The sequence below is a fragment of the Sphingobacterium sp. SGL-16 genome (assembly GCF_011043515.1).
Lineage (GTDB): Bacteria > Bacteroidota > Bacteroidia > Sphingobacteriales > Sphingobacteriaceae > Sphingobacterium > Sphingobacterium litopenaei.
The window spans coordinates 1-26,938 of record NZ_JAAKGQ010000031.1 but is presented as its reverse complement, the minus strand read 5'-3'; the positions used below and the strand labels follow the sequence as shown (position 1 = coordinate 26,938).

24 protein-coding genes and 2 tRNA genes are annotated in these 26,938 nt (G+C 36.1%); 15 read left to right on the top strand and 11 right to left on the bottom strand.

The genetic code is table 11. The features are described 5' to 3' along the window. Positions 1-12: 12 nt before the first annotated feature. On the bottom strand, positions 13-2,433 hold the full coding sequence (locus G5B32_RS11275; RefSeq protein ID WP_165291632.1) for a thiamine pyrophosphate-dependent enzyme: 2,421 nt from the start codon (positions 2,431-2,433) through the stop codon (positions 13-15). Between the two features lie 132 nt (positions 2,434-2,565). Between G5B32_RS11275 and G5B32_RS11270 the strand changes: the two genes are divergently transcribed. The 3 genes from G5B32_RS11270 to G5B32_RS11260 are packed head-to-tail and all read left to right on the top strand — an operon-like array spanning position 2,566 to position 4,558. After that, positions 2,566-3,297, top strand: a complete 732-nt coding sequence (locus G5B32_RS11270) for a hypothetical protein (protein WP_165291631.1) — start codon at positions 2,566-2,568, stop codon at positions 3,295-3,297. 4 nt (positions 3,298-3,301) lie between these two features. Continuing rightward, positions 3,302-4,099, top strand: coding sequence for a DUF1080 domain-containing protein (locus tag G5B32_RS11265; RefSeq protein WP_240899056.1), 798 nt, complete (start codon positions 3,302-3,304; stop codon positions 4,097-4,099). A 6-nt stretch (positions 4,100-4,105) separates the two neighbouring features. Next, entirely contained in the window at positions 4,106-4,558 is a 453-nt protein-coding gene (locus tag G5B32_RS11260) for an NUDIX domain-containing protein (protein WP_165291630.1), read from the top strand. A 350-nt stretch (positions 4,559-4,908) separates the two neighbouring features. On the opposite strand, the gene rlmH is transcribed toward G5B32_RS11260, so the two are convergent. The 6 genes from rlmH to G5B32_RS11230 form a co-directional block, all read right to left on the bottom strand. Then, complete coding sequence (rlmH, locus tag G5B32_RS11255) at positions 4,909-5,382, bottom strand: 23S rRNA (pseudouridine(1915)-N(3))-methyltransferase RlmH (protein ID WP_165291629.1); 474 nt, start codon at positions 5,380-5,382, stop codon at positions 4,909-4,911. A 102-nt stretch (positions 5,383-5,484) separates the two neighbouring features. After that, complete coding sequence (locus tag G5B32_RS11250; RefSeq protein ID WP_165291628.1) at positions 5,485-6,114, bottom strand: Crp/Fnr family transcriptional regulator; 630 nt, start codon at positions 6,112-6,114, stop codon at positions 5,485-5,487. 7 nt (positions 6,115-6,121) lie between these two features. After that, entirely contained in the window at positions 6,122-7,489 is a 1,368-nt protein-coding gene (locus tag G5B32_RS11245) for an MBL fold metallo-hydrolase (RefSeq protein ID WP_165291627.1), read from the bottom strand. Positions 7,490-7,503: 14 nt separating this feature from the next. Further along, positions 7,504-8,274 (bottom strand): sulfite exporter TauE/SafE family protein, encoded by a 771-nt coding sequence (locus G5B32_RS11240; RefSeq protein WP_165291626.1) that lies wholly within the window; start codon positions 8,272-8,274, stop codon positions 7,504-7,506. A gap of 19 nt (positions 8,275-8,293) precedes the next feature. Beyond that, positions 8,294-8,704 (bottom strand): DUF6691 family protein, encoded by a 411-nt coding sequence (locus G5B32_RS11235; RefSeq protein ID WP_165291625.1) that lies wholly within the window; start codon positions 8,702-8,704, stop codon positions 8,294-8,296. Between the two features lie 3 nt (positions 8,705-8,707). Then, positions 8,708-9,256: a YeeE/YedE family protein gene (locus G5B32_RS11230; RefSeq protein WP_165291624.1), complete on the bottom strand. Its 549-nt coding sequence runs from the start codon at positions 9,254-9,256 to the stop codon at positions 8,708-8,710. Between the two features lie 327 nt (positions 9,257-9,583). On the opposite strand from G5B32_RS11230, the gene G5B32_RS11225 reads away from it, so the two are divergent. From G5B32_RS11225 to G5B32_RS11210, 4 genes are all read left to right on the top strand, one after another. Continuing rightward, positions 9,584-11,614 carry a M3 family metallopeptidase gene (locus G5B32_RS11225; protein ID WP_165291623.1) on the top strand — a complete coding sequence of 677 codons (2,031 nt, stop codon included), beginning with the start codon at positions 9,584-9,586 and terminating at the stop codon, positions 11,612-11,614. A gap of 202 nt (positions 11,615-11,816) precedes the next feature. After that, positions 11,817-11,892, top strand: a tRNA-Gly gene (locus tag G5B32_RS11220). 5 nt (positions 11,893-11,897) lie between these two features. Then, a tRNA-Leu gene (locus tag G5B32_RS11215) sits at positions 11,898-11,982 on the top strand. A gap of 293 nt (positions 11,983-12,275) precedes the next feature. Further along, positions 12,276-12,440: a hypothetical protein gene (locus G5B32_RS11210; RefSeq protein ID WP_165291622.1), complete on the top strand. Its 165-nt coding sequence runs from the start codon at positions 12,276-12,278 to the stop codon at positions 12,438-12,440. A gap of 16 nt (positions 12,441-12,456) precedes the next feature. Here G5B32_RS11210 and G5B32_RS11205 read toward each other — a convergent pair whose 3' ends face one another. Beyond that, positions 12,457-12,930 carry a hypothetical protein gene (locus G5B32_RS11205; RefSeq protein ID WP_165291621.1) on the bottom strand — a complete coding sequence of 158 codons (474 nt, stop codon included), beginning with the start codon at positions 12,928-12,930 and terminating at the stop codon, positions 12,457-12,459. A 126-nt stretch (positions 12,931-13,056) separates the two neighbouring features. Between G5B32_RS11205 and G5B32_RS11200 the strand changes: the two genes are divergently transcribed. From G5B32_RS11200 to G5B32_RS11170, 7 genes are all read left to right on the top strand, one after another. After that, the gene (locus G5B32_RS11200) at positions 13,057-14,574 is read left to right on the top strand and encodes an FAD-dependent oxidoreductase (protein ID WP_165291620.1); all 1,518 of its coding nucleotides are present in this window, start codon (positions 13,057-13,059) and stop codon (positions 14,572-14,574) included. Positions 14,575-14,682: 108 nt separating this feature from the next. Beyond that, complete coding sequence (locus G5B32_RS11195; RefSeq protein WP_165291619.1) at positions 14,683-16,905, top strand: bifunctional alpha,alpha-trehalose-phosphate synthase (UDP-forming)/trehalose-phosphatase; 2,223 nt, start codon at positions 14,683-14,685, stop codon at positions 16,903-16,905. A gap of 2 nt (positions 16,906-16,907) precedes the next feature. After that, complete coding sequence (locus G5B32_RS11190; RefSeq protein ID WP_165291618.1) at positions 16,908-18,728, top strand: glycoside hydrolase family 15 protein; 1,821 nt, start codon at positions 16,908-16,910, stop codon at positions 18,726-18,728. A 159-nt stretch (positions 18,729-18,887) separates the two neighbouring features. Then, on the top strand, positions 18,888-21,071 hold the full coding sequence (locus tag G5B32_RS11185) for a hypothetical protein (RefSeq protein WP_165291617.1): 2,184 nt from the start codon (positions 18,888-18,890) through the stop codon (positions 21,069-21,071). Positions 21,072-21,073: 2 nt separating this feature from the next. Beyond that, entirely contained in the window at positions 21,074-21,802 is a 729-nt protein-coding gene (locus tag G5B32_RS11180) for an SDR family oxidoreductase (protein ID WP_165291616.1), read from the top strand. 91 nt (positions 21,803-21,893) lie between these two features. After that, on the top strand, positions 21,894-23,033 hold the full coding sequence (locus G5B32_RS11175) for a glycosyltransferase (protein WP_165291615.1): 1,140 nt from the start codon (positions 21,894-21,896) through the stop codon (positions 23,031-23,033). Positions 23,034-23,044: 11 nt separating this feature from the next. Continuing rightward, positions 23,045-24,127, top strand: a complete 1,083-nt coding sequence (locus tag G5B32_RS11170; RefSeq protein ID WP_165291614.1) for a hypothetical protein — start codon at positions 23,045-23,047, stop codon at positions 24,125-24,127. A 98-nt stretch (positions 24,128-24,225) separates the two neighbouring features. On the opposite strand, the gene G5B32_RS11165 is transcribed toward G5B32_RS11170, so the two are convergent. From G5B32_RS11165 to G5B32_RS11155, 3 genes are read right to left on the bottom strand one after another with little or no spacing between them, the layout of a single operon-like run. Further along, positions 24,226-24,477, bottom strand: a complete 252-nt coding sequence (locus G5B32_RS11165; protein WP_165291613.1) for a hypothetical protein — start codon at positions 24,475-24,477, stop codon at positions 24,226-24,228. 21 nt (positions 24,478-24,498) lie between these two features. Next, entirely contained in the window at positions 24,499-24,975 is a 477-nt protein-coding gene (locus G5B32_RS11160; RefSeq protein WP_165291612.1) for a hypothetical protein, read from the bottom strand. Between the two features lie 18 nt (positions 24,976-24,993). After that, positions 24,994-26,124, bottom strand: coding sequence for a zinc-dependent alcohol dehydrogenase (locus G5B32_RS11155; protein WP_240899055.1), 1,131 nt, complete (start codon positions 26,122-26,124; stop codon positions 24,994-24,996). 218 nt (positions 26,125-26,342) lie between these two features. Between G5B32_RS11155 and G5B32_RS11150 the strand changes: the two genes are divergently transcribed. Then, positions 26,343-26,938: hypothetical protein (locus G5B32_RS11150; protein WP_165291610.1), on the top strand; the 596-nt coding region annotated here is incomplete at its 3' end.

The following is a 26,938-nucleotide window of genomic DNA, read 5'->3' as shown; positions in this document are numbered from 1 at the left end:
ACTTAGCTTTTTTTAAGCTAAGTATTTTGGAAACTGCTGTGGATTGACATCATTCATGATCTCATAAACAGTTTCAATAATATCATCTACAGATGGTTTTGTGAAATAATCACCGTCTGATCCGTAAGGAGGACGATGTGGCTTCGCAGACAATGTTCTAGGCTTACTATCCAAATGATAATATCCATTCTGCTGCTCTAAGATTTGTTGCAATATAAACGCAGAAGCACCACCAGGCATATCTTCATCCACTACTAGTATTCTGTTTGTTTTGCTTAAAGAAGCTAAACAGACTTGTGTACGATCAAATGGTTGTAAACATTGTACATCCACGATTTCTATAGAAATTCCAATCTTATCCAATTCCATAGCCGCCTGTTGTACAAGGCGTAGTGTCGAACCATAAGATACTACCGTTATATCCTCACCTTCACGTATTACTTCAGCTATACCAATTGGAACGGTGAATTCTCCAACATTGGAAGGCATTTTTTCTTTTAAACGATATCCATTCAAACATTCCACCACTACAGCTGGATCATCGCCACGCAAAAGAGTGTTGTACATCCCAGAAGCTTGTGTCATGTTACGGGGTACGCAAATATGTAATCCACGTAAAGCTCCCAACAATACTGTCATTGGTGAACCAGAATGCCAAATTCCTTCTAATCTATGGCCTCGAGTACGAATTATAACTGGAGCTTTTTGCTGGCCTTTGGTTCTATAACTCAAAGAAGCTAAATCGTCACTCAACACAGGAAGTGCATAGATCAAATAATCTAAATATTGTATCTCTGCTATAGGCCGCAAACCTCTTACGGCTAACCCTATTCCTTTGCCAATTATCGCCGACTCGCGAATACCAGTATCGAAAATTCGTATCTCACCAAATTTTTCCTGTAATCCTGCAAAACCTTGATTTACATCACCAATCTTACCTACATCCTCTCCAAAAGCCACCAAACGCTCATCATTTTTGAAATTTGCTTCAAAACAAGCGTTTAATACTTCTCTGCCATCTAATATTGGAGAATCCGTAGAATAAATTGGTTCTACAACTTGTACCTCTAGCGGAGAAAAAGAATTTTCTGTAAACAATTTGCTGTTATAGCGCTCTTGGTTCAGCTTTTGCTTTTCTAGGTACCAAGTATATAATTCATCCTTTTCAGCAGAACTTTCAAAACGCAAGTCGCGCAAAACCTGACGTACCGTCGAATATATTTCTTTAAGAGAAGGCTCTGTGGTACTCTTTAAAATATTTAATGGTAGTTCAACGATTTCATTTTCTAATTTTGATAAATAATGAATCGCTTCGTCCAATTCACTTTGCAACAGCTTACGGTAATCCGTCCAAGCTCTTTTCTGCTCTGCGCGAACTAAATCTTTTGCAGTAGATTCAATCTCTTTAAGCTCTGCCTCAACTGCAATACCCGAACTAATAATCCATTGACGCATTTTGACATTACAGTCAAATTCTTGTTCCCAAAGTAATCTTTCCTCAGACTTATAGCGCTCATGCGAACCCGAAGAACTATGTCCCTGGGGTTGAGTCAATTCTGTCACATGTACTAAACAAGGAATATGCTTTTCGCGCGCAATTTTTGCGGCCATCTCATAGGTCTCACAAAGACCAGCATAATCCCAACCTTTTACCTTAAAAATCTCAAATCCATATGCATTATTGTCTCGCTGAAAACCACGAAGTACTTCTGAAATATCGGATTTAGTAGTTTGAATATCATTTGGAACAGAAATACCATAACCATCATCCCAAACAGAAATCACGGCTGGAATTTGTTTCACACCAGCAGCATTGATAGTTTCCCAAAATACACCTTCCGAAGTAGAGGCGTTACCAACCGTACAAAAAACTACTTCATTTCCTTGGTTGGAGAAATATTTTAAATACTCAAGATCTTTATTATTTCGGTACAGCTTAGAAGCTAAGCCTAGACCCAATGTACGCGACATCTGCCCGCCAGTGGTAGAAATATCAGAAAATGAATTTTTCTGAAGGGTTTGGTTTTTCCACGCGCCATTTTCATCGGTAAGTGCTGTAGAAAAATGGGCAACCATTTGTCTTCCTCCAGATGAAATATCGGCATCCAATGAGGGATGAGCATACAGTTGTGAGAAAAAATTATAGACTGTACTTATTCCAGATACAAAAGCCCAAGTTTGATCTCTGTAATATCCTGATCGCCAATCACCATCTTCGAATACTTTTGACAAAGCGATTTGTGCGACTTCTTTACCATCACCAAAAATACCAAACTTCGCCTTGCCCGTTAGCACTTCTTTCCTTCCCAATAAACTTACATACCTACTTTGAACTGCAGCCTCATAGTCTTTCAATATGATTTCACGAAAATCATCATAACTTAACTTAGATGTAGCTACGTTCATAGGTGTACTCAGTTTCGAATCTATCATTAACTTATATTCTTATTCAACAAAAGTAGCAAAATAACTCTTTACAATATAGCCAATAATTTAATATTACTCCTAAAATATAGATAAGAATTATGTACTTTTAAGCGCAACTTAAAGATTTAAAATTAGAGTATGAGTGTAACGAATAATGAGAATAATCCAGAAATTGGGTTAGGCGATTTAGAAAAGACGGTGATATTGAATTCATTACTAGAAGTGCCTTTTGCAGAACGCGATCAAAATTGGATAGCCAATTTTCTACAAGCCGTGGATCAAGCAAACCTTAAATTGGGTAGTCCTGAGGTCGTTATTGCAAGTGATGGTTTTCCTTATATACAGCTTCAAAATGTGAAAGCTGACGAAAGCTTCCAAGCTTTTGTAATCAACAAACAACTTCCTGCGATATTAACACAAGGATTCGGCGTAGTTATCAATCCGCAGAATGAAAGACCAGATTGGATATTTACGTATGGAGATATTGTCAATTACGAATTGAATGACACTTTTTATGCTGAAGAAAGCATTTTCTCCAACAATAGAGAGCAAATAGAAATCAAACCTGATGAACAAATTTTGATAGGAGCTCCTTCGGACGCTATCTTGCCTAAATATCTTAAAAATCAATTGCGTGAATTTTTAAAACACGCGGGCATTGAAGCACCAAAAGCGATGATGATTGCTCGCAATTATGAAAATGAACAAGAAGTAAAACAAGATTTGGTTTTCAATTTTACTCCTCCTCAGATAGCAGATGACAAAAAATTTGAGATTATTTCTAATACAATTGGCTGGTTACTTCCAAGACATTATTCCGTATTGTTTGTCGACGAAGCAGCTGTTGAAAATGGATTCATAGAAATTTAACACCATGAAAATGAAACTTTCTCCAGCATTATTTTGTAGTCTTTTTTTATTAGGATGCGCTGTAAGCAAAGAAAAAACTCCGGAATGGAAGCCGCTATTTAACGGTAAAGATTTGTCAGGATGGACTGCAAAAATCTACCCCTACGAAGTGGGTAATAATTTTGCCAATACATTTCGTGTAAAAGATGGTGTAATCCAAGTAAACTACGATGGCTACGGAGAAAAATATGAGGATAGATTTGGGCATTTGTATTACGATATCCCCTATTCTCATTATCATTTGAAATTAGAATATAGATTCTACGGTGACCTTTATCCAGGAGCACCAGACTATACCATCCGAAATAGTGGAGTCATGTTTCATTCACAAGATCCTCGTACCATGCCAGCCAATCAAGATTGGCCTATTTCGGTAGAAATGCAATTTTTAGGCGGGTTAGGTGATGGCAAACCAAGACCTACAGGAAATATGTGTTCACCTGGTACACATATTTATTATAATAATGAATTGTTAACGACACACTGTATAAATTCCACTTCCAAAACATACCACGGAGATCAGTGGGTTAAAGCAGAATTAATTGTATTAGGCGATTCGTTAGTACATCATATTATCGAAGGCGATACGGTGTTGACCTATTCTAAACCACATATCGGAGGTCCAATAGTCAATAATTATGATCCACGTATTAAAATAGATGGAACTGCTTTAAAAAGAGGTTTTATTGCCTTGCAAAGTGAAGGACAGCCCGTAGAATTCAAGAATATATATTTAAAAGATTTATCTAAGAAAAATAAATAAAGCGAAATGTTTCCATTTAACGTCAGAGTATACGGAATACTTAGAACCGAAAACGACGAAGTGTTGATTACCGATGAAAGAACACAAAGTGTGTCGTTCACTAAGTTTCCTGGTGGAGGATTAGAATATGGAGAAGGTCTGGTAGATGCACTCAAAAGAGAATTTATGGAAGAGTGTAACCTGAAGATTGACGTGATAAGGCATATTTACACTACGGACTTTTATGAAAAATCTAGTTTTAATAATAGTCAAATCATCTCAATCTATTATGAGGTAAAAGCATTAGAAGAATTAAATATTGAGTTAAAGACTTTACCTTTTGATTTTAACAATAATTTGGTTGCGGATAAATTAGAAGTTTTCAGATTAATAAAGCTTGAAAATCTAAAAGAAGAAGATTTGACTTTCAAAACAGACAAAAAAGCATTAGAAGTGTTTAAATTTTTAACTAAAATTTAAAAATTTAAACTAGTTAATATTTTTTTGTATAAAATTTTGAATTATTAAAACTTATTTTACTAAATTTATGTCATCGATGATTCCTTGAAAATTTCAAAGCATCGATGCCCTATTCTCTTTTCATAAGAGATAAATAGTTAGTGTGATTTTAAGGCGATACTCCCAATATCGCCTTATTTTTTTATTTGATAAAATAAGCTAATAATGCAACAACTATAGCTCCTATAATTATTATCCATTTGTAACTCTTATCTCCTTCAGAACTTCTGTATTTATAGTCCCTTTTATATTTATCCATATCCATATATACTCCTTTTTTAAAATGATACTAAAAATAACGGATTACTATATTATTCATGATGATAAGGCTCCCCTTTCATAATGGTAAATGCGCGATAAATTTGTTCAACAAAAAACAAACGAACCATTTGATGAGAGAAAGTCATCTTTGATAAAGAAACAAATGAATTTGCACGTTGTTTTATTTCCTCGGCAAATCCATACGGTCCGCCAATTAAAAATACCATATGCTGCACGCTGGCTACCATCTTTTTTTCAATGAATGAAGAAAATTCTATGGATCTAAATTCCTTACCTCTCTCATCCAATAAAACCACGAAATCACCTGATTGGATATTCTTATAGAAAAGTTCAGCTTCCTTTTCTTTCTGCTGCGCTTCCGAAAGATTTTTTACATTCTTTACATCTGGAAGGACAATAATATTAAAAGTGATGTAATGTTTTAAGCGTTTAATATACTTATCTATTCCCTCTTGAATAAATTTATCATCCGTCTTGCCTATGCACACTAGCGTAATTTTCATATGGTAAAAATGGGTATAAATATGAGTATAATTAAAATCTTATCGATAATAACAATATCTATTCCTAAATATAAGATACTAATTATTGAAAAACAACAAAAATTAAAGTAAAATTCTTATTTCATTGCGTAACAATAAGATTTTTTCATCACTTTCTAATTTCTTAAGGATTCTAGAAATCACTACTCGAGAAGAATTGAGATCGGAAGCTATTTCGGCGTGTGTAACTGTAAGAATTCTATTATCTTCCAATCTCATTTTTTGTAATAAATAAGTTATTACCCTTTCTTCCATATTGGAGAAAGCCAAACTGTCAACGGCTACAATCATTTCATCCAAGCGTTTGGAATAGCTTTGTAATATGAAATTGCGCCAGGTCTCACTTGTAGACAACCAATGATTGAAATAGCTATTAGGAATAAATGCAAGATCTACTGCTGTATCAGCAATTACACGGATAGAACTTATCTTGTTACTTGTACAACATGTTGCAGTCATCGTGCACGTATCTCCAGAAATCAAATAATACAGCAGTAGCTCGCCTCGTATGGAATCTTCGCGCATAACTTTGACAGCACCATTTAGCACTAAGGGAATAAAATGGATAGATTGACCAATATCCAAAATTACATCCCCTTTTTTGAAGCTTTTGAACACGGCAACTTCTGCTATATTCTCAATAGTTTTTGAATCAAAAATTCCTGTATATACTGTCTTGAGTAATTCGCGCATAAATAAATTATTTCAATACAGGTTTGCCCTTTGCTAACCAATCTTGCATACTGCCAATAAAGTTTTTAACATTGCTGAACCCATTTTTTTCTAAATATGAAGTTGCAATAGTAGCTCTGTCTCCTGCTTGACATTGTACAATAATAGATGCATTTTTATCCAAATTAGGCAAACGTTTTGCCATATGTCCCACGAAATGATGTATAGCACCTTCTATATGACCATTTCTAAACTCAATAGTATTACGTACGTCCAATAAAGTACATTCGCCATTGCTTACTTCTTGCTCCACTTCAGCAGCATCTACTAATTTTGTTTCTACTAATTGTCCACTTAATTGAGATACGAAACCTGCTATATTATCCATTCCAATACGCATCATTTTACGTGTCACCTCTTCTTGATTCTCTTTTGGAGCAACCAATACTATGGGTTCATTATAAGAAAGCATCCATCCTGCCCAATTCGCTAAACTGTTATTATTTTGAATATTAATGGATTTTGGCAAATGACCTTTCGAAAATTCAAATTTATTTCGTGTATCCACAACAACAGCATCCTTTGAAATATCTTCAATATCCAAAACAGGGTGCAGAGGTACTTCCGTCAATAATTTACGATCAATCTTGTTTTGCTTTTTCATTTCAGCAAAATAATACGGTGCCTCCGGTTGATCTCTTAATAATTCTTCTTTGAAGGATTCAAAATCATCGTGTTGCAATGCCCAGTTTCTGATTTTCTCATACCCTACCGTTGTACTGGCCACAGACCCTAAAGCTTTTCCACAAGCAGAACCAGCACCGTGCCCTGGCCACACCTGAATATAATCTGGAAGTGCTTTGAATAACTTCAACGATTCGAATAACTGTTTAGCTCCTACCTCTTTGGACCCCACCAATCCAGCAGCTTCTTCCAATAAATCGGGTCTTCCAACATCCCCCACAAACACAAAATCCCCCGTAAAAAACATAACAGGTTTATCTGTAGCAGGATGATCTGTCAATAAGAAAGAAATACTTTCTGGCGTATGTCCAGGCGTATGCAAAGTTTCTAATGTAAGATTTCCAATTTTGATAACATCTCCATTCTTTAGACCTAGATGTGGAAACTCATACTGCCAATCTTCATCACCTTCATCAGATAGGAATAATTTTGCTCCTGTAAGCGCTACCAATTCACGGCTGCCACTTAAAAAATCAGCATGAATATGTGTTTCTGCTACATGTGTAATAGTCAAATTATTCGATTTGGCTATATCAAGATAAGTATCAACATCACGTTTTGGATCAATTACAATCGCCTCTTTAGAGACCTGACATCCAATTATATAACTAGCTTGCGCTAAAGTTTTATCGTATACCTGTTCAAAAAACATTTTCTTTTTTAAAATTAAATAATCCCAAATTCGGTCAGTAAAACAAAAATTGCAACTGCCATAATCCCCACTGAAAATATACGTTTCAATTTTTTCCCGTCAATTTTATTGCTTAAATAAAAACCAATAAAAATCCCAACTATAGTTAATAACGTATATTGCAATAATAAGTTCCAATCAAATAAATCTATTCTTCTCCAATCGCCTAATAACCCTAGGAAAGAATTGATTGCGATCAATACCAATGATGTAGCAACCGCTTTCTTCATGCTCAGATTAAAGAAATTAGTTAATGCCGGAATAATCAAAAAACCACCTCCTGCACCTACTATCCCAGTTACTGATCCCACAAAAACACCTTTAGCTACTACCGTAATAAACGGAAATTGAGCTTTTGGAATATTGATTTCATGAAACATAGCGTAAGCTGCAAACAACATCAGTACTGCAAATGAAACCATAAGAACGACTTCCTGCTGAATAATATAGCCCATTATATTGAATTGGTCAGGAATCAATGGAACTAGAAACTTACGTGTCAAAAACACCGATATCATAGAAGGAATTCCAAACTTCAAAAGTTTGTCTATATCTACATCCTTACTTATAAAACCTTTTGTTCCCCCTATTATCGACGTCGCTCCGATAGCAAAAAGAGAGTAAGCTGTAGCCAATACAGGATCGACTCCAAACACATAGACGAATATAGGAACCGTCAAAATGGAACCTCCACTCCCCACTAATCCCAATGTAATCCCGACAAAAACCGCTAAAAATAACCCCAACAAAAACATTCAACTTAAATTAGTGAGGCAAATATTTACGGATAACACCATAAATATACGTACCCAATAACGCTCCAATAATTACTATAATGATTGAAAATACACCTGAACCCAATAAAGCAAAGATTGGCCCTGGACATGCGCCCACTAACGCCCAGCCCAAACCAAAGAAAATACCGCCAATCAAATAACGAGGAATAGACTTTGCCTTTGGCTGAATATTGATTTTATTTCCATCTACATCTTTCGCTTTTCTCTTCATATACTGCACTCCGATAACTCCTACAAATAAGGCTGAACCGATAAAACCGTACATATGGAAAGATTGAAAGCTAAACATCTCAAAGATTCTAAACCAAGAGGCAGCTTCCGCTTTATACATGACAATACCAAACGCTACGCCTAATAATACAAATACTAACTTTCTCATCGCTTAAAAAATAAAAGGAAATAATACATGAACCATTAGGAGGCCTCCGATAAAAAATCCAACAACAGCTACTAATGATGGCCATTGAAGATTGCTTAGTCCAGAGATCGCGTGACCTGAGGTACATCCTCCGGCATAGCGCGTTCCAAAACCAACAAAAACACCACCAACCAACAATAATAAAATGTTTTTCAAGTCTAGATTGAAGAATAATTCAGGTGGTAAATACGATTTACCTGCGCTTTGAAAGCCATAACCTTGCAGTGTAGTAATAGTTTCTTCTGCTATTGGTGGGGCTTGGTGATTTGCCAACCAATGAGAAGCTACAAATCCTCCGACAATCGTACCGAACAAGAATAGCAAGTTCCAACGTTGCGCTTTCCAATCAAAATCAAAAAAATCGCAACTTTTACCTGCTCCTAATGCCGAACAAAACGTTCGAAAATTAGAGGAAAATCCAAAGGATTTGCCCAATTTTATTAAGGCCAACATGATCAGAGCCACTAATGGTCCTCCAATATACCAAGGCCAAGTTCCATAAATAGTTTCCATATTATTTTATTTTGTTAATACAAAGGTACAGCCATCAAATGATAAAGTTGGTAACATAAGTTACCAAGCCAATAATTTCCAATTCAAGATAACCATTAAAGAAACAAAATAAGCAAAACTAAAGTTGTTTCAGAAAGATAAGTTTATTTCAAAAATTTATTTGAACATACATTAAATATAAAAGAAAATATTCCGAAATTTCTATTAAAAATCGTCTAATAAAAACTATTTAAAATATAGATTAACCGTATTATTCAGAAGGCAGGTAAACCTAATACTTTACGGTAAACTGATTTTTATTTCCTAAAATATTTTTAGCTTTATCACATGGCAATTTTAACAGAAAAATTTAATACCGTACATGATACAGCTCCCTTTTCACAGATTTCAGAAAAGGATTATATTTCAGCCTTCGATGAAGGAATAGCACTTACCAAAAAGGAAATCGAGGATATTGTAAACAATCCTGAACCTCCAACTTTCGAAAATACAATTGAAGCATTGGCTTATTCAGGGCTAACCTTGGATCGCATCAGCAATATTTTCTTTAATCTTCATTCGGCTGAAACCAACGATGAATTAGAGAAAATAGCTCAAGATGTAGCGCCCAAACTTTCGGCTTTAGGAAATGATATTACACTGAATACAGATTTATTTTCGCGTGTAAAAGCAGTTTATGAACAAAAAGACTCATTAACACTTACCACAGAGCAGCAAACGTTGTTAGAAAAGTCGTTCAAAGATTTTGCACGCAATGGAGCTCTTTTGAATAATGAGCAAAAGCAAAAGCTGCGTGATATCGATGCTAAATTATCGGTTTTGAAATTGAAATTTGGAGAAAACGTCCTGGCAGATTCAAACGCTTATCAATTACATATTACTAAAGAAGAAGACTTAGCAGGACTACCTGAAGGTGTTATCGAAGCTGCGGCCTCTTTAGCGAAATCAAAAAACAAAGATGGATGGATTTTTACCCTGGATTATCCAAGCTATATTCCTTTTGTCACTTATGCGGATAATCGCGAATTGCGAAAAGAAATTTCATTGGCAGCGGGTCGAAAAGGATTTCAAGAAAATGAAAATAACAACGAAACAATCGTCTTAGAAATTGTGCAATTAAGACATCAACGTGCGCAACTTTTAGGTTATGAAACGCATGCTGATTTTGTTTTGGCAGAGCGAATGGCGGAATCGCCTAGCAAAGTATTAGCTTTCTTAAACGATTTATTAGCAAAAGCTAAACCTGCTGCAGAAAAAGAATTCCAGGAACTAACTGCTTTTGCCAAAGAAAAAGATGGTATTGAGGTCTTGGAAAAATGGGACGGTTCCTACTATTCGGAAAAACTAAAACAACAAAAATTTCAATTGGATGATGAGCTGTTAAAACCCTATTTCAAATTAGAAAATGTACTAAAAGGCGCTTTTGAAGTTGCACATAAACTTTATAATCTAACTTTTTCGAAAGTTCACAATATAGATAAATACCATCCAGATGTGCAAACATACGAAGTGAAAGATGAGCAAGACAATTTGGTAGCTATCTTCTACGCTGATTTCTTCCCGCGCAAAGGAAAACGTCAGGGCGCTTGGATGACTTCATTCAAACCGCAATACATAAAAGATGGTATAAAAGAGAGACCACACATTTCTATCGTGTGCAATTTTACTCCTCCTACCGAGACGAAACCTGCTTTGTTGACATTTAACGAAGTAACTACGTTATTCCACGAATTTGGACACGCGTTGCACGGCATGTTAGCCAATACGACGTACCCAAATCTTTCCGGAACTTCTGTGTTCTGGGATTTTGTGGAGCTTCCAAGCCAAATTATGGAAAACTGGTGTTATGAGAAAGAAGCACTAACTTTATTTGCTAAACATTACGAGACTGGAGAATTGATTCCAATGGAATTAGTGGAAAAGATCAAAGAATCTGCTTCTTTCTTGGAAGGGATGGCTACTGTTCGTCAATTAAGTTTCGGACTACTGGATATGGGGTGGCATGGACAAGATCCATCGGCTATTTCTAAAGTTAAAGATTTTGAAAAATTACAATTCGCATCTACTCAACTTTTCCCCGATGTAGAAGATAATGCGATGAGTACTTCCTTCTCCCATATTTTTAATGGCGGATATTCTTCTGGATATTACAGTTACAAATGGGCAGAAGTTTTAGATGCGGATGCTTTTGAATATTTTAAAGAAAACGGTATTTTCAACAAAGAAGTGGCTAACAAATTCAAGGAAAACATTCTTTCAAAAGGCGGAACAACACATCCCATGAAGCTTTATAAAGCGTTTAGAGGAAAAGAACCAGCAGTTGATGCTTTACTTCGCAGAGCAGGATTGATAAAATAATTGTATTGCCCCCACTACTAATATCTTTGGGGGCAATTTTTATTGAAAATTATTCTAGCTGATTATCAAACAAATGGCTTTAAAACGCTAAAAAAAGCCATTTTATTTTCAAAAACATTTTGCAAAACTAGATTATAGCTCTATATTTGCATCATCAAATCGGAAGGACGCGATGTCCAGACAACTTGAAAGACTTAAAAAAGCGAAAATAGCTCAGTTGGTAGAGCACAACCTTGCCAAGGTTGGGGTCGCGAGTTCGAATCTCGTTTTTCGCTCCAGAGTTGCCTAGGTGGTGGAACTGGTAGACACGCAGGACTTAAAATCCTGTTCCTGTTAAAGGAGTGCGGGTTCGATTCCCGCCCTAGGTACAAAAGCTCGACAGTCATGTCGAGCTTTTTTTTTTGAAAGTCTTAGATATATTTTAGAAATAGGCAATATCTTATCATACCAATGAACTATTCAAAGGTCATTTTATCTTCATAAATTTTTTTATAGTTTTTTAGTTTACAATTTTTTGTTTTTAATGATTAAAAATTTAATATCGGCTGTCCACTAAAATTTGTACTTTTACCCATAGTTACTTTGTTTGTTTTGCAACCTCAAAGTTAGCTAAAGGGTTGGTGCTTGCGCCAGCCTTTTTTTTATTCTTTACCGGACACTAGTGATTCAGAATACTAAAACTGAGGAAGAAGTAAAAGCATTGCTTCAGAATGATTTGACAATTAAAAACAGATTTTTGGATTATACTATTTATCCTTGGTATGGCTCTGCAGCACTACCTGAATATTTGCCTTTAGCGGATAAAATTTGGCGAAAAAATCCGTAATTATCTTACGGATTTTTTATTCATCCAAAACCCAAAAAAAAGCTCTATCCTTCGCTAATTCTTCAGGCTTATGTACATTATGAATCAGTTCATCCCATGTAGATTCAACCTCAAAAGATTCAGCTTCTACTTCTTCTAACCGAATACCTTTGAGAATAGCGTCTTCATCGAAAATATAAATATCACTTTCTACCAATTCAATTCCTTTATCGATAGCCCAAGATATAAAGGACGCTCTATCCAATTTTAGTACTTTTGGTGCCAAGCTATCAAAAGTTTTCAATTCCTTTTCAGGATCGAGATCAGGATGAGAAGTTACATAGTCCGCATACAACTTTCGGTTCCCTGTGCGCAATGCTTCATTTCTGTATATTATCTGTTCTGCACTTTGGTTGTAACTGAATTGTGTTAATTTATTTTCCTCGCCGTATTTCTCTTTGTACGTGGTTAATCTTTTCTCTAATTTTTCCATATCAGTTATTTGACTCATTATCGATTTATACACTCCAGATCAACGCTTAAAAATTTAGCATTCGCTTAATAACCCAACGAAATTCGTTTTAAGCTGTTCAATGAGCACTAATCATCATAATTGTATAACAAAAATTTAATAGATATGTTCAGAGACGGAGCACGTAAAAGTATGTGGCAAGCGGAAGCCAAAAGGTTTGAGAATCTGCCCACACAAGATCAATTATTTGATGTAGCTATAGTTGGTGGCGGTATTACTGGAGTTTCTACTGCATATCGATTACAGCTTATTGGTCTAAAATGTATTTTATTAGAAGCCAACAATATAGGATTCGGTACTACAGGAGGTACCACAGCACATTTAAATGATTTTTTCGACACGACCTATAAAGAAGCTATAAGCAAATTTGGGTTGGAAAATGCCAAATTATTAGCGCAAGCGGGAAAAGAAGCGATTAATATTGTTCATTCCAATGTCTTTAGACATGCTATCAATTGTGATTTTGAATACAAAAATGCGCATTTGTTTGCCGTGGATGATGATCAAGTAAAACAACTGGAAGATATAGTCGACGGAGCAAATCAAGTGGGCTATGAAATGAATTATATAGACCAAATTGATTTCCCAATCTCTTTCAAAAAAGCAGTCCTTATCCCGAAGCAAGCACAATTCCATCCCATAAAATATATTAAAGGATTGACAGAAGCCTATATTCAGGCTGGCGGAATGGTAGTAGAAAGTTGTATGGTGGAATCGCATGTTGAAGACCATGCGGGTGTAGTACTTAAAACCTCATTGGGTGATATAAATGCAAAACATGCCGTATACGCTACCCATACTCCTCCCGGAATAAGCATCTTACATTTTACTACAGCTCCATACCGTAGCTATGCAATAGCATTTTCGTTGAAAAATGGGAATTACCCAAACACGTTAGGTTATGACTTATACGATCCCTACCACTATTATCGTACACACGAAATTGACGGAAAACAATTGTTAATTGCGGGTGGAGAAGACCATAAAACAGGACATTCGGAAGATACGGGGTCTTGCTTTGCTGAACTTGAAAATTATTGCCGTTCGCATTTCGATGTTGACACGGTAGAATATGCTTGGTCCAGTCAGTATTTCGAAGCAGCTGATGGATTACCTTCAATAGGTGTTTTACCCTCGAGCGACGGTCGGATTTTCGTGGCTACAGGATTTAGAGGGAATGGTATGACCTTCGGCACACTTTCTTCGGCTATTATTTCTGATTTAATTATCGATGGTGAAAATCCGTATGCTAAGCTATTCAATCCAAAAAGATTTAAGCCAACAGCAGGATTCACCAGTTTTGTTAAAGAAAATGCTACAGTCGTAAGTGACTTTATTAAAGATAAAATCAGCATGGAACGCATCCAATCTTTGGCAGAAATCAACGAAGGCGAAGCAAAAGTAGTAAAGTATGAAGGTGATTCTTACGCTATTTATGCAGAGCAAAATGGACAATTACATGTACTAAAAAGCACCTGTCCACATGCCAAATGCGAAGTACGTTGGAACAACGCCGAACTTTCCTGGGATTGTCCTTGCCACGGTTCCCGTTTCAACATTAATGGAAGAATACTTACAGGACCAGCTACTTCCGGACTGGAAAAATTAAACGAAGAACTATAGGGAAAATAGAATTAATTCAAAATAATTAAAACCACAAGCGTTTAAAGCTGTTGTAATAATATAGCTCCCACGCTCATCTACGAAAAACATTTACTGTATTTAACAACCATGCTAAGAAATAGAACTATAATAATTTCTAATAGATTACCCGTACGCATTGAAAGACATGACGGCGAATTACACGTAATTCCCAGTGAAGGAGGATTGGCTACTGGTTTAGGCTCAATCTATAAAGAAGGTGAAAACATCTGGATTGGCTGGCCTGGATTTGTACCCGAAAATGAAGACGAAAAACAAGAAGTTACGGAGAAACTCAAAGAGTTAAACCTTATTCCTGTATTCTTAACGGAAGAGGAATTAGAAGGATACTATGAAGGGTTTTCAAATGAAGTCTTATGGCCTATTTTTCATTATCATCCTTCTTATGCAGTATATGACGATTCCTATTGGAATATGTACGAATCCGTAAATAAAAAATTCGCTGAGATAACGGTAGCACAAGATATAGCCGATAATGATGAAGTATGGATTCATGATTACCAATTGATGCTATTACCTAAATTCATTCGAGCTTACAATAGTAAGATTGGAATAGGTTATTTCCAGCATATACCTTTCCCTCCAGATGAATTATTTAGAGGAATTCCTTGGCGAGATGAATTGTTAAAAGGACTATTAGGTGCCGATCTGATTGCATTTCACACGTACAATGACACACAGCACTTCCTAAATGCTTGTACCCATATCTTGGGCTTATCCATTCAAAATAACTGCTTACGTAGCGGCGGAAGAAGTGTTTATGTAGAAGTATTCCCTATGGGAATTGATTACGACAAATTCAATGATTTGGCGCAATCCGAAGAAATTCAAACTCGAGCGAAGGAAATACGCACCTTTTATAACAATCGAAAATTCGTTCTAAGTATCGATCGCTTAGATTACAGCAAGGGTATTCTCGAGCGATTACGCGCTTTCGAATTTCTATTAAAAACTCATCCCGAAGTACGTAACGAAGTGATATTATATATGTTGGTGGTTCCTTCTCGCGATAATGTTCCGAAATACAAGGAGCTACATGATGAAATCAACCGTATGGTCGGACAAATAAATGCCGTATTCGGTAATAATGAATGGACACCTATCAGTTATTTCTACAATTCCTTTGATGTGAAAGAACTTTCTGCCTTGTACGTTGCTTCGGACATTTGCCTTGTAACTTCTTTACGTGATGGAATGAATTTAGTTTGTAAAGAATTTATTGCTAGTAAAGAAAACAATAACGGGGTCCTGATTTTGAGTGAAATGGCAGGAGCTAGTAAGGAACTTATAGGTCCCATCCTAGTCAATCCACATTCGAAACAACAAATTTGCGAAGCACTGATGTCGGCTATTCAGATGCCAGAGCAAGAACAGCGCAAGCGTATGGATGACAGTTTGGAGATTGTAAAAAAATTCAATATCCGTCATTGGGTACGTCTATTCTTTAAAAGATTAAGAGAAATTAAATCCATTCAATCTCAAGAAAGAGCAAGACGTATCAACACAGATACGCTTCAGAATTTCTTAAGTCGATACAATGAAGGCAAGCGCAATTTATTCTTTTTAGATTACGATGGGACATTGATTGGCTTCAACAATAATGCGAATGAGGCGACCCCTACAAATGATTTGTATGAAGTATTGGAAGAGCTTCAATCCAATCCTAACAACCAAATTGTCATCATTAGCGGTAGACCACACGAAACACTTTCAGAATGGTTTGCCGACAAAAAATATTATTTAGTTGCGGAACATGGTGCTTGGAGCAATTATCCTGATTATAACTGGCACACGAAAATACATATCTCGACACGTTGGAAATATCCAATCAAGCACATTATGGCTAAGTTTGCGAATATGACGGCTGGATCTTATGTCGAAGAAAAAAACTACTCCTTGGCATGGCACTATCGTAAAGTACAAAGTGGTTTAGGTAATCTTCGTGCACAAGAATTGGTCGATCATTTACGTTATCTATTACCGCATCATGGATTACAACTCTTGATGGGAAATAAAGTAATAGAAGTGAAAAATAGTGAGTTGAATAAAGGTCGTGCAGCAATGGAAATTGTTCAGGATTTCAAACCAGACTTCATCTTTGCAATTGGTGACGACGCAACAGATGAGGATATGTTTTTAGAATTGCCATCCGACTCCATCACGGTAAAAGTAGGAAGTCGCAAATCAGCAGCTCGATATTACATAGAAACACAAGAAGAAGTATTAAAGCTTATTAAAAAATTCACGCAGCACACGTATGAACAAGCTGAAATACTTCAAATTAAACCATAAACATGTCATTAAGTAAACACATTTATAACAGCGGAATAATTGGAAATTGTGCTTTTATAGCACATGTAAATAAAGACACGAATATCAGTTGGTTATGTTGGCCAACATTTCAGGATTCATTTGTTTTTGGAGGTCTTCTGGACGAAGAAAAAGGGGGAAGATTTGATATCAAACCCGTGGCAGAAGAATTTCAAAGCAAACAGTATTATATTGAAAATACAAATATCTTGTGTACCGTAGTAGATACGAATGAAGGATCGTATAAAATTACAGACTTCGCTCCTCGTTTCGAACAATACGAACGCTATTTTAAGCCTTTAACCCTCATTCGCAAGATAGAGCCCATAAAAGGTAGACCTCGTATTCGTGTACGGTGTGAACCCGTATATCAATACGGGCTTACCTCTTTTCATAAAAACAGAGGAAGTAATCATATTCAATTTGAAAAGGGCGATATCAAAATGCGATTAGCGACAGATATGCCGATTAATCATTTCTTTGATGATATTCCACATGTACTGGATAGACCTGTCTATTTAATCTTAACCTTTGGAAGTCCTTTCGAAGCACCGATTGAGCGAACTTGTGAGGATTTTTTACGAAGAACAACTTTATATTGGCAAAATTGGGTGAAGAATGCTTCTATCCCATCTTTCTATCAAACACAGGTTATTCGTTCTGCTTTATCGTTGAAACTTCACCAATTCGAAGACACTGGAGCAATTATCGCCGCTAGTACAACTAGTCTTCCAGAATTTCCAGGTTCAGGACGCAATTGGGATTATCGGTATTGTTGGCTTCGGGACAGTTTTTATGTGTTGACTGCATTGAGTCACGTAGGCCATTTCGAAGAAATGGAAAAATACGCTTCCTATATCGCCAATATAACACAAACCGATACAGGAAGATTGCAACCTCTATACGGCATTTTGGGTAAGACAAAGTTAGAAGAGTCACATTTGGATCATTTATCTGGATATCTCAACAACCAACCTATACGTATCGGTAATCAAGCCTACGAACATATTCAAAATGATGTGTACGGCCAAGCATTGATAGCCTTACTTCCATTATTTACGGATCAAAGGTTCAAATACCAAAATAAGATGGTTGCAGAAGGCTGGACAAATTTTATTTTAAATAAAATTGAAAACACCATAGACGAAACCGATGCGGGAATTTGGGAGTTCCGAAATTTCCAACAACGGCATTGTTATTCCAACTTATTTCAATGGGCAGGTGCCACCGCAGCCATAAAAATAGCGCGTCAAAATGGTTTCAAGGATATTGAGAAAAGAGCAATGGCGGTTCAACAAAAAGCCGCTGCTTATATTGAATCTTGTTATGACGAAGAAAGAGGTGTTTACACTAATTCAACGGATTCCAAAAATTTGGATGCCTCTACCCTACAGCTTATTATGATGGGCTATTTGGATCCAAGTTCTGATCGTGCCAAAAATCACTTAGCCGCATTAGAAAAAGAACTAAAAGGTAAGCATGGTTTATTTTATCGGTACCTTCACAAAGATGATTTTGGAAAACCAAAGTCCACATTTTTGGTTTGTGCATTTTGGTATGTGGAAGCATTAGCTTGCGTAGGTCGTGTAGATGAAGCGCAGGAGGTCTTCCGTCAATTGCTTTCTTTTGGTAATCATCTGATGTTATTTAGTGAAGACATCAATGAAGATGATGGCAGCCAATGGGGCAATTTCCCTCAGGCATATAGTCATGTAGGCTTAATGAATGCTGCTTATAGAATCGCTATAAAACTCGACAAACCTACCTTTTTTGAAAACGCGGAAATGAGCTCTTTAGTATCTTAAAGCGCCTTTAATTTCACTTTACTATACAAGCCTTAATGAGCTATTCCTAAGCAAATTAAGGCTTCTTTATTTCCCCAATGTAAGGATTTTCTGAAACTTCATCAACTTATTAATCCGAACCTTGTTCATTCTTCAGATTATTCATTAGCAACTTAATTTATGCACAGCCATTTATCAACTGATATCATCCAATTGATTGATCAATTGAAGAAAGAGAATTATAAGACTGTTATTGATTTTCCTAATGAAGAGCAAAATTTTTCCATAAAATGGTTAAATGGAGAAATAGTATTATTCATCCAAACCGAAAATCAACATTTTATACTGCATCGCCTATATCCTTTGCACCAAATTGATGATGCAGATGTTGACAAGATTAAGGTTAATAAGAAAAAACCAAACCAATATGAGTTTGATCTTCGAACTGCTGTCGGTAGCCTAACTATTTCTATTACCATTATCGAAAACAGCAGCAATTTGTTTCTACTAAACACCCAAATTACACTTAAAGTAAGCAAAGAACATCGTTTTAAAAAGCCGGATCGAGAAATTGTAATTGGTAAGGAGGATTACAGTAAGCCTGATGAACCAACGATAAATGTGCATCAAATAGAAGGCCGAACAGGTCATTGTTTTACTGATTTTGGCAACAGAAGCAGAGGCTACTTATTCTATTTGCAAGATCTTGGCGCACTACAAAAGATGGCTGAACACAGCGAAGTATCTTTCATGGATACCGTAAAAGTAGAATGGCCACAGGTGGGGTTTAAGTTGGGACAAACTAAAAGCACCTTACAACAGGGAGAAGAATATATTGTTTATAATTCTTTCTTAGGGTATTCCAACGAAAAGGACAAAAGCCCATCCAAAGCTTCTGCAGTGTATTTACAATTTCTTAAAAGCGCGTACCCTAATTTGCAAAAACCTAGAAAAAGCATTCCTGATATTGTAGATCTTTCGAGTAAAGTTACGCATGATTTATGGGAACATAAAGGTTGCTGGAAACAAGTAGAAGATGCTGCTTATTTGAATGCTTATCTCAATAGTTATGAGAATCCGCCCGAAAGTATGGTTCAATTGGCTATTTTACGACCATTATTTGAATACCAACAATATTTTGGCAATGATCAATCCTCAAAGATTATTAGAAATCTTACACAAAATCTTCCTCAATTCTTTGATGAACAATTAGATATCATTCACCGCTGGCTGCCGGCAGACTCTTACCTCCTAAACTTTGATGAGGAACAAAAACGTTCTTTTATCATGGACAGCTGGTACCTTTTATATCCGCTATTGCAATTGGCTTCACTTTTTGAGTTAGGATTTAAGAATGAAGAGTTACAAAATCAGTTCGAAAGATCTTTAAGATATATTCAAAAAGCAGCTAAACATTTCGAATACGAATGGCCTATATTTTTCAACCTATATACTTTGGAAATTCTGAAAGAAAAAGGTATTCCAAATGAATACGGAGAAATCGACACGGCGGGATTATATATCCTCATTATGCTTAAGAGCTATAAACTTTTCAAAAAAGAAGTTTACTTGACCGAAGCAAAGCGTGCCGCCAAACCTTTAAAAGATATTAATTTAGAAAGCATCTATCAGTCTAATAACACAGCTTATTCCGCTGAGGCCTTATTAGAACTCTATACCCTTACCCAAAATGAACAATACCTGCAGTCTGCTGAGATTTTCCTGGGAAATATTATTCGTAATTGTGCGATATGGGAGATGAAATATGGCAATGCCAAAGAAAGAGAAAGCTTTTTTTCGTTACTTCCGCTCAAAAAAGCACCCTATATTGCTGCTTTTGAAGAACATGAGACAGTTGCTATTTTTCATCGGATCATAAAGCTCATAGACCAAAATCAAATAAGTCTTAATCTGGACTTAGTGTTCTTCCTCAACGAATTTATTCAATATGCTTTACTGCGGTTTACATCGTATTTTCCTCCAACCTTACCTGATGAAGTCTTCGCTGATGAAGCGAAGACCGGTTATGTCAATCCCAAATTGTGGATTCCGATAGAAGATTTAGGTGATGGCTGGGAAGCATTGGGACAGGTTGGGCAAGAAGTTTATGGTTCCTCAGTTTTCTTCAACCTTTGTATACATCATGTTGTTCACCTCTCAGAAGATAATTACATGATTTCTTCTCTTCCTTTTATTCAGAATCGTGCAAAAGAAATTAAAATTCTGGGAACTACAGACCAAGAAGGACTTCTCTGGCTAAAAGAAAAGAACATTACAGTAGAGATTAACAATCAGAAGCTGGAAGAAAAGAAACAATACCAAATAAAGGGATCTGATAATATTAAATTTATTTCAAAACGATAATTATGAGCAGAAAAAACGTATTACTTACAGGAGGAACAGCAGGAATTGGTAGAGCTATAGCTTTAGAATTAGCGCAAAATGACTACAATGTATTTTTGATTGGTAGAAGCGAAGAAAAATTAGAAGACTTAAAGCAAGATATTGCGGTAAGAGGTCTATCGCATAGATTTCACTTTGCATTGACAGATGTGACGGATTTAGTAGCTTTTGAGCAACAAATTACAAAATGGGATGCTGAATACGGTTCTTTTCATGTATTAGTGAATAATGCAGCAATAGGTTATGATTCTGTTGAAGGCAAGTCTATACAAGATTTACAGTATTTAGTAAATACCAATTTACTTTCATACATGTGGTTAGCCGGATATATTGGAGAGACCATGAAAGCCAATAATATCGAAGGCGAAATCATCCAAATTGGGTCTATGAGTGCATCTACCAGAGATGCGGAAAGTTCTGGTTATGTCGCAACAAAATCTGGTATTAGAGGATTTTCAGAGGCTTTGCGCAAAGAACTTAATCCAAGCAATATTCGCGTTACGCTTATAGAACCTGGATTGGTAGGTTCAGATATGCAATCCACGACTCCTGACGAAGAACGCGAAAAACAAGCTGAGTATGAAATGCTAAAAGCTGAAGATATAGCGGATATTGTTATTTATGCTTTGAATCAACCAAAACGTGTAAACCTTTGTGAAATCAAAGTTAAACCACTGCAACAGATTATTTAAATTAAACGCAAAAAACAGTTTAGAACAATTTTGGTTTCTAACTGTTCTTTAAATATACATTTACACACTAGCAAATAAAGATCAATATACTATGAAAGTAGCTATTCTATCCACTTATCCGCCTCAAAAATGTGGCATTGCTACATTTGCGCAGGACTTATACAAAAGTTTGCGATTAGCATCCAATGATATTATACATATTGTAGCTATTTCAAATAATGAAGACTGTAATTTTCCCGAAGAAGTAGCCTACACCATCGAAAAACAAGAGTTAAAGAGTTATGTAAAAGCCGCTCACTTTATAAATACTTACGATGTGTGTATCATTCAACACGAGTACGGAATCTTTGGCGGTGAGTGTGGTGAGTATATTCTAACTTTATGCAAACTATTACATATCCCAATTATTTCTAATCTACATACTATTCTACCAAAACCTTCAATCAAAGAAAAAGAAGTGCTACAAGAATTGGGACAGATTAGTAATATGGTCACTGTGATGACCAATTGGGCTGTAAATATGCTGCATTCTATTTATCAAATTCCTTCCAGCAAAATCAAAATGATTCCACATGGTGTACCAGTTTTTGATTACGAATTCGAAAAAGCTAAGAAGAAATTAAATCTTAAAAACAAGAAGGTATTATTGAGTTTTGGATTTTTGGGAAGAGGAAAAGGATTTGAAACAGCTATCGAAGCAGTTAAAGAGGTAAGAGATCCTAATTTTACATATATTATTTTAGGTATCACCCATCCAAATGTATTGAAAGAAGAAGGTGAAGCGTATCGCAACTCGCTTATTGATAAATGTAAGAAATTAGGTATATCGGATAAAGTAGAGTTTGTGAATGAATTTGCTACGGAAGAATTGCTGAAAGATTATCTTACCGCATGTGATATGTATGTGACGCCTTATCCTAACGAAAACCAAATTAGCAGTGGCACGCTAACCTTTGCCTTAGGTGCAGGAGCAGCAGTAATCTCTACTCCCTATTTTTATGCAAAAGATTTGTTAGCTGAAGAAAGAGGATTATTGTTTGACTTTTGTGATTCAAAACAATTAGCCGAGGTTATAAATAATCTTTTGGAAGATTCGAAATTATTAGAGAAATACAGAAACAATGCAAGAATACATGGTGAAAAAATGCAATGGCCTAATGTGGGACGCAGCCATGTTCAATTGATACACGCTATATATAACACCAACACCAAATTTTATAAACGTGCTTAATTCATGCAATTATGATTTTAACCTCTAAGTATGGATTGAAGGAGGAATCAAGAACCTCTATAAAAAAAATTCAAAGTGAGCTAGACTTAGCTCATATACGCCGACTAACAGACACAGTGGGAATTGTGCAACATGCTAAATTTGCTACTCCAGACTACAATCATGGGTATTGTATTGATGACAATTCCAGGGCTTTAATGCTAGCCGGATTAGCCAATAAAATACATCCTCATTCTTGTGATGACTTAATAGACACCTATCTCGCTTACATTCATTATATGCAGCGAGAGAATGGAATGTTCGGAAACTTTCTTTCATTTGATCATAGATTCTTAGATTATTACGGCACAGAAGATGCATTCGGACGAACAATATGGTCATTAGGAAGTTTGATGTATCATGATAATAGACCGCATATACAGCAATTATTGAAGGAAATAGTAGATCGAGCTTATCCGCATATTAGCGAGATGCGCTCTATTCGAGCAAATGCTTATGCCTTGTGTGGTTTAGTTTACATGCTCAAATCCAAAAAGTATCAAAAAGATTTGATCAAAGAGATTTATTTATTAGCAGATTTTATCAGCAATGAATACGAAAAAGCTTCAAGTGATGGATGGCAATGGTACGAGGAAGTTATCAGCTATGATAACGCCATCATTCCATATAGCTTGATGCTCACTAAAGATATTTTATTCGAAGAAAAATACTTGACTTACGCCATTGACAGCGCTACCTTTTTGGATGAGATTATCTTTAAAGAAGACACGGTAGAGTTAATAGGAAATGCGGGATGGCTTAAAAAGAATGGCGAAAAAGCCAGTGCCGGTGAACAAGCTATTGAAATACCTTCGCTTATTTTGATGTATCAAAAGCTAGCAGAAATCAATAACGCGCCGAAATTTCATTACAAAGCAAAATGCTGTTTCAATTGGTTTCATGGCAATAATAGATTGCAAGCAGAGCTTTACGATCCCAACACAAAAGGTTGCAAAGATGGACTAGATAACAATACAATTAATCAAAATCAAGGCGCAGAAAGTACAATCAGCTATTGGTTAGCGTACGTATATCAACATTACGAGATTTATTAATCGAAAATTACTGCTTAACAATCCTATATATAGAAAAGCTTGAGACAATTGTCTCAAGCTTTTCCTTTTTATATTGATTAAGGGAGATTTTAATCTGTTTAATCAGAAGCATAAAAGCAAATTTCTTCGTCAGTCAATTTATCTTTAAAACATATTGACATCCGATCTTTTAGTCCATGCAATAGTTCATATACTGGGTTTTCCTCATAAGATTTCTGTAAAGCCTTTAATTGTAATATTACTTCCTCACTATCCTCACACTCTTTATGCACGATTTCTTTGAAAGTAAGCTCACCTTTGCTTTTACTGCTTTTAATAATCTTTGTTTTTCCTACAGCATCTAAATACATGACTTGAACTATTTGAGGTTATTACTTCTTAAATACTCTTCCTATAAGCCAAAATGCAGCAACAGTACACAAAGTATAACGTGCGGTTTTCATTAATAGTGTACGCTTATCATGTTTCCATAAGGCACGTCCTCCCATTTCTACGAAAAGATTTGGAATATTCCCTTTTTTGATATCATTAACTAATTCTTCTACTACATTAATTCTATCTGCTAATAGCAACGGGAGCCAATGTCTATAGCGCGACTCACTATGTTGAAATGCGTATCGTCTTAGCTGACCACTAATTCCAGAAGGCGGAACCGTTTCGCCGAAAACAGCCGTATAATGTGGTCTTTCGTTGGATTGCAAAATTTCTACACGAGCGATCTGTTGCTCTGGACGAGAAGGCACTTTAGTGTATTCTCTATTTCGCATCGGATAGGTTGGGTCGTTATCTTTATTTTCATCGATACCCCACCCCTCGCTTACATAAATATCTTTAGTTCTTAGATTCATAGTCTTAAATTTTTAGAATTATAAAACAATTACTGGTTTGATACACTCATCCAATTTGGAAGAGAAAATGCGGTATGCATCAGGTATCTCTTCTAAAGCAAATCGATGTGTAATAATATCTTTAGGACTCAAAATTCCGTCTTGAACATGCTGCATCAATTTTGGTAAAAGACGTTTCACCGAAGTTTGATTTGCACGTATCGTAATACCTTTATTAAGTACATTACCTATAGGAATAAGATTATCCGTTGGACCGTATACACCTACAATAGAAACTATACCTCCTTTTTTCACCGAATTGATTGCCCAATGTAAGGCAGTGGCAGCTCCTGCTTGTAGTAATAATTTCTTACCGGTGATTGTCTGCAGCGCATTACCACAGGCATCCGACCCTACTGCGTCAATACACACATCAGCACCTAGCCAATTGGTTATATGCTTGATAAATAAAACAGGATCTTCAATGGATTTGAAATTATAAACCTCACAGTTTGCATAGTTTTTAACAAAATCCAAACGATATTCTAAATGGTCGATAACTATAACGCGTTCAGCACCAAAAAGCCAGGCACATTTTGCAGCCATTATCCCAACCGGACCTGCACCAAATACTACAACAGTATCGCCTTTTTGGATGCCGCCCATTTCCGCAGCTTGATAACCAGTTGGAAGTACGTCAGTTAATAATAAAGCATCTTCTTCGTCCATCCCTTCTGGTATGACTGTAGGACCTACATCCGCATACGGTACACGCACATATTCTGCTTGTCCGCCATCATATCCTCCAGCTAGATGGGAATATCCAAAAATCCCTCCTGCTGCTGTAGACATAGTATTGGATTCATGGCAATTAGCGTACAAACCCTGCACACAAAATATACATTCGCCACAGGCAATATTAAAAGGTACAAGAACCCTGTCACCTACTTTTAAATTAGTAACGCCACTTCCAAGCTCTCGAACGATTCCGATGAACTCATGACCAAATGTACTTCCAACTCTCGTATCAGGTACCATACCGTGATAGAGATGTAAGTCAGATCCACATATACAAGCTCGTGTCACCTGTACGATAGCATCTCGGGGATGTAAAATTTCGGGCATTGGTTTTTCGTCGACGCGAACTCGAAATGGCCCTCTGTAGTTCATAGCTTTCATAGGCAGAATTTTTGTTTCTTGTTTAGGATGTGAACCATATGAAAGCAAACTCAGTTTGCATTTTAACATAAAAGCCGTACTAAATGTATAAACAAACCGTATTAATACGAAAAAACGGTTTTTACGCTTTAAATAATTATCTATCAACCATCTATAACAACAGAATGTTAGCTTTTAAAATGATTAACAAACATTAAATTTTCAATATTATGAGCAAGATTCCAGAACAAGTAGTTGGTAAATCATTAGATTATTCAAGAGAACTTATTTTATCCGACGAAACTAAGGCGTACAATAGATATAGAGAAATCGTCCAAAAACTATTAGATGTAAACAATTGGAAACAGACGGCGATTGGAGTTTCTGCTGAGTTTATTATCGTAAATGAAAAAAATGAAATCCAAATGCGTCGGGTCCGCAAAAATGATTTTATCCGAATCGATATTCCAGGTCCAGGAGTTCCTTCAGCCGAAGGCTATGACTGGGTAAAAGTAACGTCTCTAGATCAATATGATCACCAGAATAAAAGAAAAACTTTTATATCCTTACAACCTTGTCCAGATCCCATGACAATGGATAAAGAAACAGCATCCCATTTTTTCAAAAAATACACTTCTTCAAACATAGTGGTCAAACAAGAAGGCGAAATGGTAACCTTGCAATATGCGGGGCGTAATGAAGTCATCAATACCGAAACTGAAAATATGCTGGACAATGTGCGCAATTTCTTAGTCGGCTTAGGAGCAAAATTAGGTGCTTCCTATCCGCAGTGGAAAGCCTTAATAGATGGTTTAGCAAAACATCA

What these genes read in the sequence shown, in the direction of transcription:
- G5B32_RS11185 (WP_165291617.1), top strand. Translation starts at nt 18,888, where the DNA reads ATGCACAGCCATTTATCAACTGATATCATCCAATTGATTGATCAATTG.
- G5B32_RS11160 (WP_165291612.1), bottom strand. Translation starts at nt 24,975, where the DNA reads ATGAATCTAAGAACTAAAGATATTTATGTAAGCGAGGGGTGGGGTATC.
- G5B32_RS11195 (WP_165291619.1), top strand. Translation starts at nt 14,683, where the DNA reads ATGCTAAGAAATAGAACTATAATAATTTCTAATAGATTACCCGTACGC.
- G5B32_RS11180 (WP_165291616.1), top strand. Translation starts at nt 21,074, where the DNA reads ATGAGCAGAAAAAACGTATTACTTACAGGAGGAACAGCAGGAATTGGT.
- G5B32_RS11205 (WP_165291621.1), bottom strand. Translation starts at nt 12,930, where the DNA reads ATGAGTCAAATAACTGATATGGAAAAATTAGAGAAAAGATTAACCACG.
- G5B32_RS11170 (WP_165291614.1), top strand. Translation starts at nt 23,045, where the DNA reads ATGATTTTAACCTCTAAGTATGGATTGAAGGAGGAATCAAGAACCTCT.
- G5B32_RS11235 (WP_165291625.1), bottom strand. Translation starts at nt 8,704, where the DNA reads ATGAGAAAGTTAGTATTTGTATTATTAGGCGTAGCGTTTGGTATTGTC.
- G5B32_RS11270 (WP_165291631.1), top strand. Translation starts at nt 2,566, where the DNA reads ATGAGTGTAACGAATAATGAGAATAATCCAGAAATTGGGTTAGGCGAT.
- G5B32_RS11275 (WP_165291632.1), bottom strand. Translation starts at nt 2,433, where the DNA reads ATGATAGATTCGAAACTGAGTACACCTATGAACGTAGCTACATCTAAG.
- G5B32_RS11175 (WP_165291615.1), top strand. Translation starts at nt 21,894, where the DNA reads ATGAAAGTAGCTATTCTATCCACTTATCCGCCTCAAAAATGTGGCATT.
- G5B32_RS11190 (WP_165291618.1), top strand. Translation starts at nt 16,908, where the DNA reads ATGTCATTAAGTAAACACATTTATAACAGCGGAATAATTGGAAATTGT.
- G5B32_RS11265 (WP_240899056.1), top strand. Translation starts at nt 3,302, where the DNA reads ATGAAAATGAAACTTTCTCCAGCATTATTTTGTAGTCTTTTTTTATTA.
- G5B32_RS11230 (WP_165291624.1), bottom strand. Translation starts at nt 9,256, where the DNA reads ATGGAAACTATTTATGGAACTTGGCCTTGGTATATTGGAGGACCATTA.
- G5B32_RS11155 (WP_240899055.1), bottom strand. Translation starts at nt 26,124, where the DNA reads ATGAACTACAGAGGGCCATTTCGAGTTCGCGTCGACGAAAAACCAATG.
- G5B32_RS11225 (WP_165291623.1), top strand. Translation starts at nt 9,584, where the DNA reads ATGGCAATTTTAACAGAAAAATTTAATACCGTACATGATACAGCTCCC.
- G5B32_RS11165 (WP_165291613.1), bottom strand. Translation starts at nt 24,477, where the DNA reads ATGTATTTAGATGCTGTAGGAAAAACAAAGATTATTAAAAGCAGTAAA.
- G5B32_RS11260 (WP_165291630.1), top strand. Translation starts at nt 4,106, where the DNA reads ATGTTTCCATTTAACGTCAGAGTATACGGAATACTTAGAACCGAAAAC.
- G5B32_RS11200 (WP_165291620.1), top strand. Translation starts at nt 13,057, where the DNA reads ATGTTCAGAGACGGAGCACGTAAAAGTATGTGGCAAGCGGAAGCCAAA.
- G5B32_RS11245 (WP_165291627.1), bottom strand. Translation starts at nt 7,489, where the DNA reads ATGTTTTTTGAACAGGTATACGATAAAACTTTAGCGCAAGCTAGTTAT.
- rlmH (WP_165291629.1), bottom strand. Translation starts at nt 5,382, where the DNA reads ATGAAAATTACGCTAGTGTGCATAGGCAAGACGGATGATAAATTTATT.
- G5B32_RS11250 (WP_165291628.1), bottom strand. Translation starts at nt 6,114, where the DNA reads ATGCGCGAATTACTCAAGACAGTATATACAGGAATTTTTGATTCAAAA.